Raw genomic sequence first — 14273 nt, 5'->3', positions numbered from 1 at the left:
ATCGGGAAATCCTGTACACGTACCTCCGGTAAAAATCCTTTGGAATGATAGCGTTGTCCTTTGAACTCTTCTGGAAGCTCGTTGCGCTCTTCTAAAAACAACACCAACCCTTCCTTGTCTTTTAATACCCGAACTAAATCGAAATATTCCAGCGTACCTGCCGGCAAAAAATACCCCGCTAATGCCTTAAATGTCTCTGATTGATCTTCACTCATACCCCAGCAAAAAAATCACTTTTTTACTATTCCCCCAACTTTTTCACTTGATCCATAATTATTCTATGGAAGTTTTGCTGAAGAGATCCTGCATTTTCACCTTCTGAATCGCGCTGTAGAGCAGATAAGAGGCAAATGGATTTCAGGCAAAGAGGCTATGAAAGATCTTCGTATTATCAGTAAACAACTTTGCAGAAGCTAAAAGACAAGTGAAGAATCCGGTTTTCTCAGCCCGAAAAGAAAATCCTTTTGTATGATGCGGATTCAATAAATGAATACTCGGACAAAAATTCAACCGCTGCTTTTTAAATACAAAAGGGTCTGCTCTGAAATGTAATGGCTGGCCGGCGCTAAACTGCGAAAAATGATTGTATTTATTTCTAAAGTCCCAATCACATAAATTCTGGATTTAGCTTAATCTAATCAAGTTCGCGATACTTTATGGTTTAATGTGCAGAATATGTCCGTAAGAAAAACTTCCTTTTTTATTATTCTTAATAAATAACAGATAGATAATTGCTTGTATATATTATATAACTAATTTTACACTTGATTTAAATCCAAATCGGCCCCATAAATTCAATGAGTCAATCTTGCTTTTTATCCCTTATATTTTTGATGAGAAACTGGCTGATTTTTGTGCCCGGGTCTGGAAATTTGCAAATTATGAGAAGAAAGAGCTCTCAGTTTTCGAAACCGCGAGTTCTTTCTTGTTTAAATCAAAAGATTCATTGAGTTTGTACACCCGTATTTATTTCTTCGAAACCAACTTTTAATAGATATTTTAAATTAAAAATGCCCTTCCATAAACACTGCGCCCGGGTTTGGGTTTTTTCTCAATTTTGAAAATGAGACGTTATAAGTATCTGCATTTTACACTATCCCTTCCAACGTAACTTATCAATTAAAACTCCATGCTATCTAAAAGTTAATTAAATCATATATAAACTTAAAACCCTTATGAAACAGATTTCCTCTTTACTGCTTGCTCTTTTCCTTAGCTCGTATGCATTTAGCCAATATGGCCCCAATGATGATCCCGATGGTGATGGCGTTATTAATTCAGTTGATCTTGATGATGACAATGATGGCATTCTTGATGCCAATGAATGTAACCAGTCGCATTTTTTCTGGTCAAATGCACCAACTGTAAGTAACCCTACCGGCGGACCATATACTGCTACCGGAACGATCAATGGTATTGGTTATACCTACACGTCGTCATCATCAATAGCCACGAGCTCATTATTCGGCTATGGAACTTTTCCCGCTAGTTACAGAACGCCTCCAAATCCCTTACCAAGCAGCGGTGCAATTCAGAACACTGCGGCAACTACAAATGTCCTAAGTTTCGCAAGCCCCATGACCAATCCCGTACTTGTTTTTGCTTCTATAGGACGGGCAGGTCAGCGCGTTTCAGTTCAATTCAGTGATGATATCCAGATAGAATGGTCACAAAATGTAACACTGGATAATTCTAAACAAATCACCGGAGCAGAAGGATATGCCATTGTTCGTGTTATGGGAACATTCAGCAACGTGTCCTTTAACTATCTTACCGCCGAGTACTATTGTAACTTTTTGTTTGGCGCCGATTTTCAGGATTGTGGAGATACCGACAATGACGGCATTCTGAATAAATTTGATTTGGACAGCGATGGGGATGGCTGTTTAGATGCCATTGAGGGAGGAGCCAGTTTTATTACCGCAGACCTTAATAGCAATGGTCAGCTGAACAGCGGCATCGATGCAAATGGAGTTCCATCCGTTGTGGGTGCTACCGGCCAACAACCCGGATCTTCGTACAATGCCAGTGTAAGCGCCTGCAATCCGGTTAGCTACCCCATTCTTAAGGAAGTTACCGGCGCGCCCACAACCGTGAACCTGGGCGATAAGCCGCTGCGGGGAAGTAGCGATAGTGAAACCGGTGGTGTAGAAATAGACTGGACAGGGAAAAATGCTACTATTACCCGCTTGCCTACCAATGGCTTTATACTTACATACGACGGGCATCCTATCGACCTGGCGGATATGGATGCCGGTGGATATATCATTACAGGCTATGACCCGGCTAAGCTGTCGATAGCTCCCAGCCCTGAAACACCGGGAGGAACTAAAACAACCAGTTTCTTTTATTCAGTAAATGGAACGACAACCAGAAGTGAAAATGATGAATATACAGTCACATTTACACAGGCATTGCCGGTAGCGTTTGGCACCGTTAATGCTGTTATAAAAGGAGATGCATTGGTAGTAAATTGGACTACCGAAACAGAAACCAATAACGATCATTTTGAAATAGACGCCTCTATTGATGGCGTTCATTTTAAAACGATTGGTACGGTAAAATCGCTGGCAACAAATGGCCTTTCTACAGGAATGCTTCAATATGAGTTTAGCAAGACCGCACCGGCTGGTATGGTAGCATTGGGTATTGGCCTGTTGGCATTAGGAGGTTTAGGACTTCGTATACGGCGCAGGAATGGTGCATGTCAGGTAATAACTGTGGCGTTGGCCGGGTTTGTTTTTTTATACTCAGGCTGTAAAAAAACAAATGATGTCCCCGCCAATGATGGAAGGCTATATATACGTATTGCGCAGGTAGATAAAGATGGAACGAAGCGCTACTCGAAGGTGGTAGCGGCGGTGAAGGAGTGATGGGCTATGCCCATCATTGCAGTTTCTATGGAACCTTCCCGATAAACCCAGATCGCGAAGCAAATTCATCAAAGTATAAAAAAGGTGGCTGTCTTCAAATTGGCAGCCATTTTTTTATTGATATGCAGATAAAAAAGAGATACCGAAGAGTCTCTTTTTTCATACTCTTTCGCTTAGGCCCGCAGACGTTCACAGTAAAGTTTGCATTACTCCGTAGAAAATAAAAAGTCCCTCGCAAATGCCCTAAAGATCTCTGATCCGTCTTCTGTCTATACAGCAGGAGAAGTTTTTTCGCGGACCTGACCTGATCTTTGATTGATTCTGTGTCCCGGACGAATAAAGCATAATAAGCCGTATTTGTACAATTTGGCTTTAACTAATTATACTATTTTGTATAATACAGCCAAAAATGAATACTCCGGTTCCCTGGTTCAAAAGGATCTGAATATGGATGTCCATTCTCATCCGCCCTCTGATCAATGAATCGTTCATCCAATATTTTAAACCGGGTTGTTTTTTATGCTTTCAAAACAAGCGAAGTTGTCGTTTCCCTTTTTGGTTTACCGGTTCGCCTTTAGGTAATGATAGAGCTGGGTTCCCGTCAGTAAAAAAGCGCCGACACCATATACTTCAGTGGTCTCTGCATTTACTTTATCGGGAGCCGCTCCAATTTGTTGCACATACCCCAGTTTACCTGCGGCATTCACAGATGCTGTCATTGCGGCCCACGCATTCTTTGCCGCCGGCCAATACGTATCTTTATTCAGAAGCCCATGATTGAGCCCCCACAGGATCGAATAGCAAAAAAATCCGGTACCGCTCATTTCTTTTACAGGAAAGCTTGTGGGATCCAGTAACGAGGCATGCCAGCTGCCATCCGGCTGCTGAAGGGAGACCACTTTTGCGGTCATCTCTTTATACAGCTTTTCAAATCTTGCCCGGTCCGGATGATCAGCGGGCATGTTTTCCAGCATTCTGACCAGGCCGGCCAGCACCCAGCCATTTCCCCTGGACCAAAAAGTTTTCTGCCCGTTCTTTTCTTTTTTATGAAAATAGTTCTCATCCCGGAAGTAGAGGCTTTCCGTACTGTCGTAAAGAAAATCCGTTGTTTTCCACCATAACTTTGCCGCCATGTTAAAATAACGGGGGTCTTTGGTTGCACTGGTAAGGTAGGCCAGCGATGGAGGGCCCATAAACAGCGCATCGCACCAGGCCCATTCCCTCAGCTGAATACTGTTCTTCCAGTTCAGCGGTTCATCATGTGGTTTTGCCAGGATGCTGTCTGCCAGCAATACAAACGGCGCAATCATTTTTTTATCCTTATACCTTATTGAAAGCTGTGCATAGGTTTGACCCACACAATAATCATCCGCAAAGAACCGGCGACGGCCCGTATTCCAGCCCAGCTCATTGCCAATGTTTACCAGGGCCTTCAGGTATTTTTTTCCACCTTTCAATGTGCCCACACTGTACAAACCCGTATAGCAGGCTCCATTTGTCCAATCCGATTTAGGGTATTTAAATCCTTTTGTTTTCCAGGTTTCAAGCTGCCAGTCTGCTACACGGTGCATAAGATTGAGAACCGATTTTGGTTTGAGCACCCCATCCTGCTTCGCTTGTCCGCTAACAGTCATTATTACCAGGGTTCCTACAAAAACAGGAAGCAAGCGTCTTAATTTAAATATCATCGTTATTGATTTGTATGTGTAAAGAATTTACAACTGGCCGTCAAAGGTACGGATGCAGGCAATGATCCGGGTCCTCCCGTTAATCCGCTACGGGCACATCAATATTCCGGTCGTCACCTTCTTTTCCATCCAATACAAAGTTTACAGCGAGGTATAAAAAATGGAGGTTCCTGTTCCCGTCCGGAGACAGTTCCCGTTGCCACATATACCCGGTGGAGGTTCCTACATTTCTTGTAAACTGGTAGCCAAATCCTGTAAACAACCGGTTACGCTTCATCAGGTCTGCTTTGGGACCAAAAAAAAGTTCTTCAAATCCGTTAATAAAAAAAGTACCGGCCTCTACCTTTTCTTTATTAATCGGTAAGGTGGCACTTAACCGATAGCGGAAACGCTGGTCCGTTTTGTTTTGCTCCGTTTGAGGAAAATGAAAAAACCGCTGCTCGGCGCGCCCCCGGTGATCCAATTTCAGTCTTCCGATATTGTTGGTAAAAGTATATTGCAGCCACAGCCGTAATTCCCTTTGATAAAGATCCTGCTCCCGGAAGGTCGTGTATCGTCCAAAACCAATAAACGGTTGATTTTTTTTGTTAATGTTGTACCCGATCCCACCTTTGGTTTCATAATAATCCAGCGGAGTAAAGTTTTCGATAGACCGTGCCTGCACTTCGGCATATGCCGTCCACTTTGGATTGAATTTATAGGTGAGCGAGGTCATTAGAAAACCGGAAGCATGTTCGCCGCTTTGGCTTTGGGCGGCAACCATGCCGGAGCAATAAAATAAAATCACCGTAAATGTTATGATTCTCTGCAACATAAATAAGGTTTAACCCGGATGAATGTAAGAAAATAAAATAAGATAGTGCCCCCCGGTTTGATTTTTATCGCCCCATATAAACCATGAGGATCTGGATATCGCTTGGTTTGATCCCCGAGATCCTGCTGGCCTGACCCAGGGTCTGCGGCCGGATGCGGTTTAATTTTTCTTTGGCTTCATTTCCGAGGGAGCTTAACCGGGAATAGTCAAAGCTCTGCGGAATGGAAAGATTTTCCATTTCACTCATCCGGCTCACCAGCTCACGTTCTTTTTCAATATAGGTTTCGTACTTGGTAAGAATAGAGGCCTGCTCCAATTCTTCTTTTGTATAATTTTTTACCTGTTCTTTCAGAAAAGGAACAGCATCCACCAGGTGCTCTAATTCTATATCCGGGCGCAGCAGGATCTTTTCTACCCGTTGTTTTTCCTGGATGGGAGAAGAATGATATTCAGAAAGAAATCCGTTGATTTCTTCGGGTCTGAGGGAGATATCCTTTAAAACACTTCTTATATTGGCAATATTTTCATTTTTATGCCTTATTTTATCCATTCTCTCTTGAGAAGCCAGACCCATTTTATAACTGATGGGAGTCAACCGTGCATCGGCATTATCCTGGCGAAGCAGTGTACGGTATTCTGCGCGGGAGGTAAACATGCGGTAAGGTTCCTCTGTTCCTTTATTAATGAGGTCATCAATCAGCACCCCTATATAGGCATCACTTCTCCTAAGTGTAAAGGGTGCTTTATCGTAGATCTTTAAATGTGCATTGATCCCTGCCATGATCCCCTGACAGGCCGCCTCTTCATAGCCCGTGGTTCCATTGATCTGGCCGGCAAAATACAGATTATATATTATTTTTGTTTCTAATGTGTTTTTAAGCTGTGTAGGCGGAAAGTAATCATATTCGATAGCGTATCCCGGGCGGAACAAACGGGCATTTTCAAAACCAGGTACCATCCGCAGTGCGGCGTATTGTACTTCTTCGGGAAGCGAGGTAGAAAAACCGTTTACATAGATCTCCACGGTATTCCAGCCCTCGGGCTCTACAAAAAGCTGATGCCGCTCCTTATCCGCAAAACGGTTAATCTTATCTTCGATGCTTGGACAGTACCGGGGTCCTACCCCATCAATTCTTCCGGCATACATCGGGCTACGGTCAAAACCTGTTTTTAGCATATCATGTACCTTTTGATCGGTATAAGTGATCCAGCAATTCCGCTGTTGCAGCGGATCGATCTTTGGTGTATCTGAAAATGAAAACCCCACTATATCTGTATCCCCTTCCTGGATTTCCATCTTCGAATAATCCAGACTTCGTCCGTCTACCCTGGGTGGTGTCCCGGTCTTTAACCGGTCGCTTTCAAAACCCAGGCTTATCAGTTGTTCTGTAATACCACTGGCCGCTTTTTCTGCTACCCTTCCTCCACCAAATTGTTTTTCGCCGATATGGATGATCCCATTCAAAAAAGTTCCGTTCGTCAATACCACTGCTTTTGCCCGGATCTCATGTCCCAGACCGGTCACAACGCCGGCAGCCCGGCCGTCTTTCACGATCAATCCTTTAACCATATCCTGGTAAAAATCAAGATTTGGGGTCTTTTCCAGCATCTCCCGCCATTTTGCAGCAAAAAGCATACGATCACTCTGAGCTCTGGGGCTCCACATAGCAGGACCTTTTGACCGGTTAAGCATCCGGAACTGGATCATAGAGAGATCGGTAACAATCCCCGAATAACCACCCAGGGCATCAATTTCCCGCACGATCTGCCCCTTTGCAATACCACCCATAGCGGGATTGCAACTCATTTGTGCAATGGTCTGCATATTCATGGTCACCAACAGGGTTTTTGAGCCCATATTGGCAGCAGCAGCGGCGGCTTCACAGCCCGCATGCCCGGCGCCCACAACAATTATATCATATTCTGGAAACATGGCTGCAAAATTAAGTCATTCCCTTTACAAGTGTTTCTTAATCCTTTTCAACACATTCTCAGGGAGCATACTGTTTTCGACCGATTCTGGTGTTCCACGTGAAACAGTTAATCTATTCAATGCTTACAATTGCCATAGAGCGGTGATCGCAAAAAAAAACAAAATGAATACCACATAAAACACCCGGGTCTGGTCTGGGAATACCCGGATATTACCATCGTTTAAACAAGCACCAAGAACATCTTCTATTGCAGGAAAATAAGTCTATCCAAACAGAGCTATTTTATATTCCGGATACACCTTTTAAAAACAAGCATGTATCAACCAACGATCAGCTTTCAGCCGCGATGTCAAATCATCCTAATAAACTTATTGTTCCGTCAGTAGGCACATTGCCCGTGGCACCAGTCATATCCGCAAACCATTTAGGATACCACCCGCCATTAAAATTAATATCGCCTCATTATTACATCCCTCATTACCATTAAATTTTCTGAGCACCGATCAGCAAGATCCTCTACAAAAGATCCATTCCTATTAAAAAAACGTTTCACGTGGAACAAAAAAATAAATCTCTACTATTAAGAGATTTTACATGGAACGACTCGAATAACTTCCTCCAGATACAGATATGATGATCTTGGTTTCACGTGGAACAGCTATTTAAATCCATATTTTTCAAGATGGTGTTCTTCCATTCTTCGCATGATTCCCTGTTCTTCACTTGTTTTGTCGTTATATCCACACAAATGCAGAGCCCCATGAAAGATGACCCGGTGAAGCTCCCTGTAAAAAGGCTCATTCACCAATATAGCGTTTGACCGGACCGTATCTACACTGATAAAGATATCTGCACTCATTGGTTCGGATTCCTTCTCCCGCATATCAAAAGTGATGATATCTGTATAGTAATCATGTTCTAAATATTGCCGGTTAATCTCCAGGATCTCTACATCATCACAAAACACATAATGCAGACGCTCCAGCTCCTGCTTGTTCTCCTGAAACAGGGATATAAGAAACCCTTTCAACCGATTCCGTTTATTAAGCGTTGTTCTTTTATGAAAAGAGAAAGTTACCTGGGGTAAATGCTGCAGATTCATATTTTTCAAAATTCGTAAATAAAACACAACCTACAATAGTTAGATTTGCAAGATGGAACAACAAAAAGAAATCCTCCTTTCCGATTTAAAGCCCGGGCAACGTGCGCGTATACAGAAATTTACAACAGAAGAGATCTTTCTGAAACTGATGGAAATGGGCTGCCTCCCCGGTGAGGAAATCGAGATCATAAAAATAGCCCCTCTTAACGATCCTATCTCCATTTCCGTAGCGGGTTACACCCTGAGCCTCCGCCTTGATGAAGCCCGATTTATTGTTGTTGATTCCATAAACTGATCCTGAACTATGAAAATCGGCTTGTTCTTTGGCTCCTTTAATCCCATACACCATGCACACCTCATCATTGCCAATCATGTACTCAATGAAGAACTGGTAGACCGCATATGGTTTGTAGTATCCCCTCACAATCCGTTGAAAGAAACTGCTTCCCTGCTGAATGAAAACCAACGGCTTCATCTGACCCGGCTGGCCATTGACAATGATATCCGCATGCAGGCAACTGATATAGAGTTCACCCTTCCCCGGCCTTCTTATACCGCTGTTACCCTTACACATTTATCGGAAAAGTATCCGCAGCACGAATTTTCGATCATACTTGGCAGCGATAGCTTTCAAAATATTCAAAAATGGAAAAACTATTCATTTATATTAGAAAACTTTATTATATTAATATACAATCGACCAGGTTTCTCTATAAATGCCAATATTGGAAATAAAACAACTTTATTGCAGGCTCCATTTCTGGAGATTTCAGCCACCGACATCCGCCGGCTGATCAAAGCTAAAAAGTCCATCCGCTATCTGCTTCCGGACACAGTTATCGAAGAAATTGAAAAAGCAGGCTATTATAGAAAATAGCCTAGCATTAAACAAAGAAATACCAGAACAGGAGCAGGGATCTTCGTAAAGATCAATATTGCCGAGGTACCCAGTACCACGGCGAGGTTGGTTAGTTCCAGCGCCTGAAAATTGAATATCGAAAGATCTTTCATAATGTACACCGTAGACCCCATCATGATACCCATTACCGATGCGTTGATCCCTTCCAGCGACCGGTAGATCACCGAATATTTTTTCAACATATTCCAGATGGGAAAGAAAAAAAGCACCAACAAGGCACTCGGCAAAAAAATACCCGCCATCCCAATTACAGCACCGACCACCTGCATAGACGCACCCATATCTTTTAAGGCCAATCCGCCTGTATAAGAAGATATCGAAAAAACCGGACCTGGCATTGCCCGAACCAGACCAATACCCGTAAGCATTTCTTCCTTATCTATTTTTATCGCGTTCGGGTTCTTTACTTTAACTTCTTCCGGCCGCACGCTGTACTGCTCATACATGATCGGCATCAGAACATTGCCCCCTCCAAAAACCAGGCTGCCCATCCGGTACGTATTCTCAAAAAGATTCACCGGTTTCCTATACTCCCACTCGTTTTTCCGGGCCAACTCACTGAAAATACCGGCAAGAATAAAGATGATGGCAAAAAGCCAGATATTCCACCATTGTATTTTACCCGGTCTTACCACCACCTGCGGGATCCTTTTCTTACTCAGGTTGGTAACAACCCCTCCCGCAACGATAAGCACCGGCACAATAAACGGTCTTCCGAAAAACAAAAAAGTGATCAACCCCGCCAAAAAGGCTATCACAAAAGTGATCATATTATTTACAGAATAGGGAAAAGCTGAAACACAGGCATAAATCAAAAACCCCGCAGCCATGGGCACGATGAACCGAAAAATGTTCAGGCTTTCTTCACCGGTCAAATAATTCACTAAAAAAGACAGCCCACCCATAATGCTGCACGCGGGCAGGATCCAGACCAGTAAAGTGAGAATTGCCAGTGGCACGCCCCCTCTTTTAAACCCGATCAGCGTTAATGTTTGAGTAGATGATGCTCCCGGAAGCAACTGGCAGAATGCATTGTATTCCATCAGCTCCTTTTCCGTTATATAAGGAGTCTGCTTCACAAAAGTTTTCATCATCATGGCCAGATGCGCCTGAGGTCCGCCAAAGGCAGTTAAGCCATGCAACAGCACCAGTTTTAAAAAATGTAAATGCCTCAGCAACATTCCGGACAATTCAATGATTCAGTTTTGAAACTCCACTGATAAAAATATGCAAAACCAACTTACCACGAAATTTTCCACAAAAGGTACTACTTTTAAACAGATACTTCGCAAAGGAATTTGCGGGAATCACCAAAACCCAGCTGAAAAAAAACCTGCGCACCGCAAAACTGCGGCCAATACATTAGCTAAAAATAAAATACTTTTTTTGTAACAACCGCAATCCGGTCCTTCAGCAAATCCATGTTGTCCTCAAAATCGCCTGTAAAGAACAGACCTGTTTCAAACTGCACGATCTAATAAATCATAATGAAGTGAAGCAATAACGTTACTAATGAAACGACGGTAAAGGCATCAACCGTCTCTTTTAAATATTCAGCCCTCCGCAAACACTAATCGTTTGACCCGTTATATAGGATCCCATATCTGAAGCCAAAAATAAAGCCGTGTTGGCGATATCCGTCGCCTTTGCAAATTTTCCCAAAGGAATATCTGCAAGGTACTTAGAAGAAGCATCCCCATCATGCAGGTAACTGGTCATATCTGTTTCCACAAACCCCGGGGCAATAGCGTTGCACCGAATATTGCGACTACCCAACTCTTTTGCCACACTTTTTGTAAACCCGATGATCCCTGCCTTACTGGCTGCATAACTGGCTTGGCCTGCATTTCCCATCACTCCGATTACCGAACTCATATTAATGATACTCCCACGCTTTGCCTTCATCATTGGCTTGATTACCTGTTTGGTCATGTAGAATACACTGTTGAGATTTACCTGTAACACCGATTCCCATTGTTCCTGCGTCATACGCAGCAATAAATTATCCTTAGAGATACCCGCATTGTTCACACAGATATCGATCGTTCCAAATTCTTCCAGTACTTCCGCAACAAAGGATTCGCAAGCCTGCATATCCCCCGCATTACTCTGCCACGCTTTGATCCTTACTCCCTTTCCCGCCCATTTATCAACCAACGCATTCGCCTTTTCAGCACTCCGGTCGCTTACATAGGAAAAAGCAACAGCTGCGCCCTGCCCGGCAAATGTATCTACTATTGCTTCACCAATCCCTCGTGCTGCCCCCGTAACTATGGCTATTTTATTCTCCAGTAATTTCATAAAACAAATGGTTTAACAGGTGCAAATAAAGTTAATTATTTTGTTACAATAAAGTTTAATAAAGAATCCGTTTCCTGGTCAGCGCTTTTCTAAAAAATAAATGATCCCATTCTTATCATCGCTGATAAAAAATGAACGATCATCCCATTGTATGATGTCACAAGGACGTCCATATCTCCGGTCTTCGGTCTTTCCCTGAAGAAAGCCACTGATAATCTCTCTGTATGTGCCGTCCGGCATCAGCTGTACAATGGCATTTCCCCGCTGCCGCCACACACTGGTGCTTCCATGCAATGCTACCAGGAAACTGTTGTTCAGGAGCGGATCTTTAAAGTCATGCATCCGTTCAAATCCCAACGGAGCAGCATGCGCCTTAAAAGCATAGGGCGCAACTGCTGGTTTGTGTACAAACGCTGAACGGGCACGTTTTACAAACTGTGTATCGGCAATGATCCTCTTTTTATACTGATAATAATACGGCCATCCATAAAATCCGTTCTCCTCCACTGTATGAAATAATTCTTCCGGCTGATCTGGTCCGCGGTTATCCCTGCCCATATGCGTAACCCAAAGAGCACTATTTACCCATTTTATGCCTACTGCATTCCGGATACCCCGCGCAAAAACCCGCTGATGACCTCCGTCCGGATCCATCTCCAAAACAACCGCCCGCACCTCCTCCTTCTCTACACACGCATCACAGCTGCTGCCAACACTTACATAGACCTTACTTTTATGAAAGGCGATACTGCGTGTAAGATGCCATCCGCCATACTTATAGCTCAGTCCGTAATCCGGAAATGTCGCAATGACCACCGGTTTTCCCACAGCCACTGAGTCCCCGGCAGTATATTCATAATAACTCAACTTCCCCGTTTCTGCAATATAAATATAGGTTTGTTGCCCTATTGTATAAAAAGCTACCTGGTTGGGATTGTGCAGTCCTTCTAAAAAAGTAGTGACGCCATCGAAGGTTTTCGTTTTGGGATTCCATTTATTCAGGATAAGCACCCTGCCCTTTTTGTTATCACCCCTATTGTGCATATCCGTAACAAACAATCTTCCATCCGGGCTTTTAGAAAAAAAACGCGGACGCTCCAGTCCCTGCGCCGCCACGTGGATCTGGTATCCGGCAGGAATCTTCAACGAAAACCGGAGTCCCTTCTTCAATTCAATCCTATGCTGGCTCCATTCAAAAGTTCCCTGTGAAAAAGAGACAAACGGAAAAAATACGAGTATTCCTGTAATGATGGCAAAACACCTGAACATTCCTGTTTTGTAAAACGGTTACAATCCTGCAGCTGCGCTGATCTCAAGCATCCGGTCGATGGGTTTCTTAGCGGCAAGCCGTAATGACTCATCCATAATGATATCCGGTAATTCATATTTCATGCACAGATAGAGTTTCTCCAATGTGTTCCTTTTCATATGCGGACAATCATTGCAGGCGCAGCTGTTGTCCGGGGGAGCCGGGATGAACACCTTACCGGGGCTGGCTTTTTCCATCTGGTGCAGGATGCCCGTTTCTGTTGCTACAATGTATTCTTTTGCGTCATCCTGCTTCGTGTATTTCAGAAGGCCGGTAGTGGATCCGATATAATCCGCCAATCGCAGCAGCGGTTCCTCACACTCGGGATGAGCAATCAGTTTGGCATTGGGATGCTGGTGTTTTAACCGGGTGATTTTCTCCAGGCTAAATATTTCATGCACCATACATGCGCCGTTCCACAGCAACATATTCCTTCCCGTAACCTTATTAATGTAGGCGCCCAGGTTCTTATCCGGCGCAAAAATAATCTTCTGGTCTTTCGGAAAACTTTCCACGATGATCCGGGCGTTGCTACTGGTAACGATCACATCGCTCAAAGCCTTAATGCCCGCACTGCAGTTAATATAGCTCACCACCACATGATCCGGATGCTGCTCTTTAAACTTCTGAAACAAGGGTGGCGGGCAGCTATCGCTCAGGGAGCAACCGGCTTTAAAGTCGGGGATCACCACTTTCTTTGTTGGATTCAGGATCTTGGCGGTTTCTGCCATAAAATGAACCCCGGCAAACACGATCATATCCGCATTCGTCTTTTGCGCCTCCTGTGCCAATCCGAGGCTATCGCCGATATAATCCGCAATATCCTGTATCTCAGGCTCCTGGTAATAATGCGCCAGTACCACCGCATTTTTTTCCTTCTTCAATTTTTCAATTTCTTCAAACAGATCCAGTTTCGGATCAACTGTCACATCCAGAAAACCTTTCTGATCCAAACCATTCTTTGCTGCTTCCAAGCTACCTGCGTCCATAATTGAAAAATTTTATCCCTGCAATGATACAACCAAGCTCAATAAAAAATCAAAGTTTTTTTAAACTCCTTTTTTCTCTTTTTAATAATATTTATATTAATTATTTATTTAAAATAATCTATTATTATTACGGCTGTGGATTAGTGGATAACCGGGTTATTCACGAGTTTTATTTTTTCCGGATTTTTGGTTACCCACATATATTCAACACATATTCACATGATGAAGTTACGAATCTTATAGATTACGGGTATTTATTAACAGAAATGTGGATTCTGAGGTGTTTACAAAAAGGAAAGGACATATTAAATTTACACTATGTTAATATTGCTGGTATAAAATGG

The 14273-nt window shown here is 43.3% G+C and carries 12 protein-coding genes; 3 read left to right on the top strand and 9 right to left on the bottom strand.

Going from position 1 to position 14273, the window contains the following annotated elements:
* The coding region (locus B160_RS28850; protein ID WP_018627783.1) for an ISAon1 family transposase N-terminal region protein at positions 1–215 on the bottom strand (215 nt) is incomplete at its 3' end.
* Between the two features lie 960 nt (positions 216–1175).
* Between B160_RS28850 and B160_RS0110035 the strand changes: the two genes are divergently transcribed.
* Positions 1176–2873, top strand: coding sequence for a hypothetical protein (locus B160_RS0110035; protein WP_083927688.1), 1698 nt, complete (start codon positions 1176–1178; stop codon positions 2871–2873).
* Positions 2874–3433: 560 nt separating this feature from the next.
* Here the strand turns inward: B160_RS0110035 and B160_RS0110030 are convergent.
* From B160_RS0110030 to ybeY, 4 genes are all read right to left on the bottom strand, one after another.
* Positions 3434–4444 (bottom strand): glycoside hydrolase family 88/105 protein, encoded by a 1011-nt coding sequence (locus tag B160_RS0110030; protein ID WP_245562188.1) that lies wholly within the window; start codon positions 4442–4444, stop codon positions 3434–3436.
* A 196-nt stretch (positions 4445–4640) separates the two neighbouring features.
* On the bottom strand, positions 4641–5375 hold the full coding sequence (locus B160_RS0110025) for a DUF2490 domain-containing protein (RefSeq protein WP_018627778.1): 735 nt from the start codon (positions 5373–5375) through the stop codon (positions 4641–4643).
* Between the two features lie 64 nt (positions 5376–5439).
* Complete coding sequence (gene mnmG, locus B160_RS0110020) at positions 5440–7308, bottom strand: tRNA uridine-5-carboxymethylaminomethyl(34) synthesis enzyme MnmG (RefSeq protein WP_018627777.1); 1869 nt, start codon at positions 7306–7308, stop codon at positions 5440–5442.
* A gap of 659 nt (positions 7309–7967) precedes the next feature.
* Entirely contained in the window at positions 7968–8411 is a 444-nt protein-coding gene (gene ybeY / locus B160_RS0110015) for an rRNA maturation RNase YbeY (protein WP_018627776.1), read from the bottom strand.
* 52 nt (positions 8412–8463) lie between these two features.
* On the opposite strand from ybeY, the gene B160_RS0110010 reads away from it, so the two are divergent.
* Both B160_RS0110010 and nadD read left to right on the top strand, forming a co-directional pair.
* Positions 8464–8706, top strand: a complete 243-nt coding sequence (locus B160_RS0110010; RefSeq protein WP_018627775.1) for a FeoA family protein — start codon at positions 8464–8466, stop codon at positions 8704–8706.
* A gap of 9 nt (positions 8707–8715) precedes the next feature.
* Positions 8716–9288: a nicotinate (nicotinamide) nucleotide adenylyltransferase gene (nadD, locus tag B160_RS0110005; protein WP_018627774.1), complete on the top strand. Its 573-nt coding sequence runs from the start codon at positions 8716–8718 to the stop codon at positions 9286–9288.
* Here nadD and B160_RS0110000 read toward each other — a convergent pair.
* The 4 genes from B160_RS0110000 to nadA form a co-directional block, all read right to left on the bottom strand.
* Positions 9276–10511: a chromate transporter gene (locus tag B160_RS0110000; RefSeq protein WP_018627773.1), complete on the bottom strand. Its 1236-nt coding sequence runs from the start codon at positions 10509–10511 to the stop codon at positions 9276–9278. The genes nadD and B160_RS0110000 overlap by 13 nt on opposite strands.
* Before the next feature lie 364 nt (positions 10512–10875).
* Complete coding sequence (gene fabG / locus B160_RS0109985) at positions 10876–11631, bottom strand: 3-oxoacyl-[acyl-carrier-protein] reductase (protein ID WP_018627770.1); 756 nt, start codon at positions 11629–11631, stop codon at positions 10876–10878.
* Between the two features lie 78 nt (positions 11632–11709).
* A complete protein-coding gene (locus tag B160_RS0109980; RefSeq protein ID WP_018627769.1) occupies positions 11710–12900 on the bottom strand; it encodes a PQQ-dependent sugar dehydrogenase in 1191 nt (396 codons plus the stop codon).
* An 18-nt stretch (positions 12901–12918) separates the two neighbouring features.
* A complete protein-coding gene (gene nadA, locus B160_RS0109975; protein ID WP_018627768.1) occupies positions 12919–13929 on the bottom strand; it encodes a quinolinate synthase NadA in 1011 nt (336 codons plus the stop codon).
* Positions 13930–14273 lie beyond the last annotated feature (344 nt).

Source organism: Niabella aurantiaca DSM 17617, from assembly GCF_000374125.1.
Taxonomy (GTDB): domain Bacteria; phylum Bacteroidota; class Bacteroidia; order Chitinophagales; family Chitinophagaceae; genus Niabella; species Niabella aurantiaca.
This window is presented reverse-complemented; position numbering and strand designations above follow the sequence as displayed.

Excerpts from the sequence above, each read along its gene's own strand:
- B160_RS0110025 (WP_018627778.1), bottom strand. The coding sequence starts at position 5,375 with ATGTTGCAGAGAATCATAACATTTACGGTGATTTTATTTTATTGCTCC.
- ybeY (WP_018627776.1), bottom strand. The coding sequence starts at position 8,411 with ATGAATCTGCAGCATTTACCCCAGGTAACTTTCTCTTTTCATAAAAGA.
- B160_RS0110010 (WP_018627775.1), top strand. The coding sequence starts at position 8,464 with ATGGAACAACAAAAAGAAATCCTCCTTTCCGATTTAAAGCCCGGGCAA.
- nadA (WP_018627768.1), bottom strand. The coding sequence starts at position 13,929 with ATGGACGCAGGTAGCTTGGAAGCAGCAAAGAATGGTTTGGATCAGAAA.
- nadD (WP_018627774.1), top strand. The coding sequence starts at position 8,716 with ATGAAAATCGGCTTGTTCTTTGGCTCCTTTAATCCCATACACCATGCA.
- B160_RS0110030 (WP_245562188.1), bottom strand. The coding sequence starts at position 4,444 with ATGCACCGTGTAGCAGACTGGCAGCTTGAAACCTGGAAAACAAAAGGA.
- B160_RS0110000 (WP_018627773.1), bottom strand. The coding sequence starts at position 10,511 with ATGTTGCTGAGGCATTTACATTTTTTAAAACTGGTGCTGTTGCATGGC.
- mnmG (WP_018627777.1), bottom strand. The coding sequence starts at position 7,308 with ATGTTTCCAGAATATGATATAATTGTTGTGGGCGCCGGGCATGCGGGC.
- fabG (WP_018627770.1), bottom strand. The coding sequence starts at position 11,631 with ATGAAATTACTGGAGAATAAAATAGCCATAGTTACGGGGGCAGCACGA.
- B160_RS0110035 (WP_083927688.1), top strand. The coding sequence starts at position 1,176 with ATGAAACAGATTTCCTCTTTACTGCTTGCTCTTTTCCTTAGCTCGTAT.
- B160_RS0109980 (WP_018627769.1), bottom strand. The coding sequence starts at position 12,900 with ATGTTCAGGTGTTTTGCCATCATTACAGGAATACTCGTATTTTTTCCG.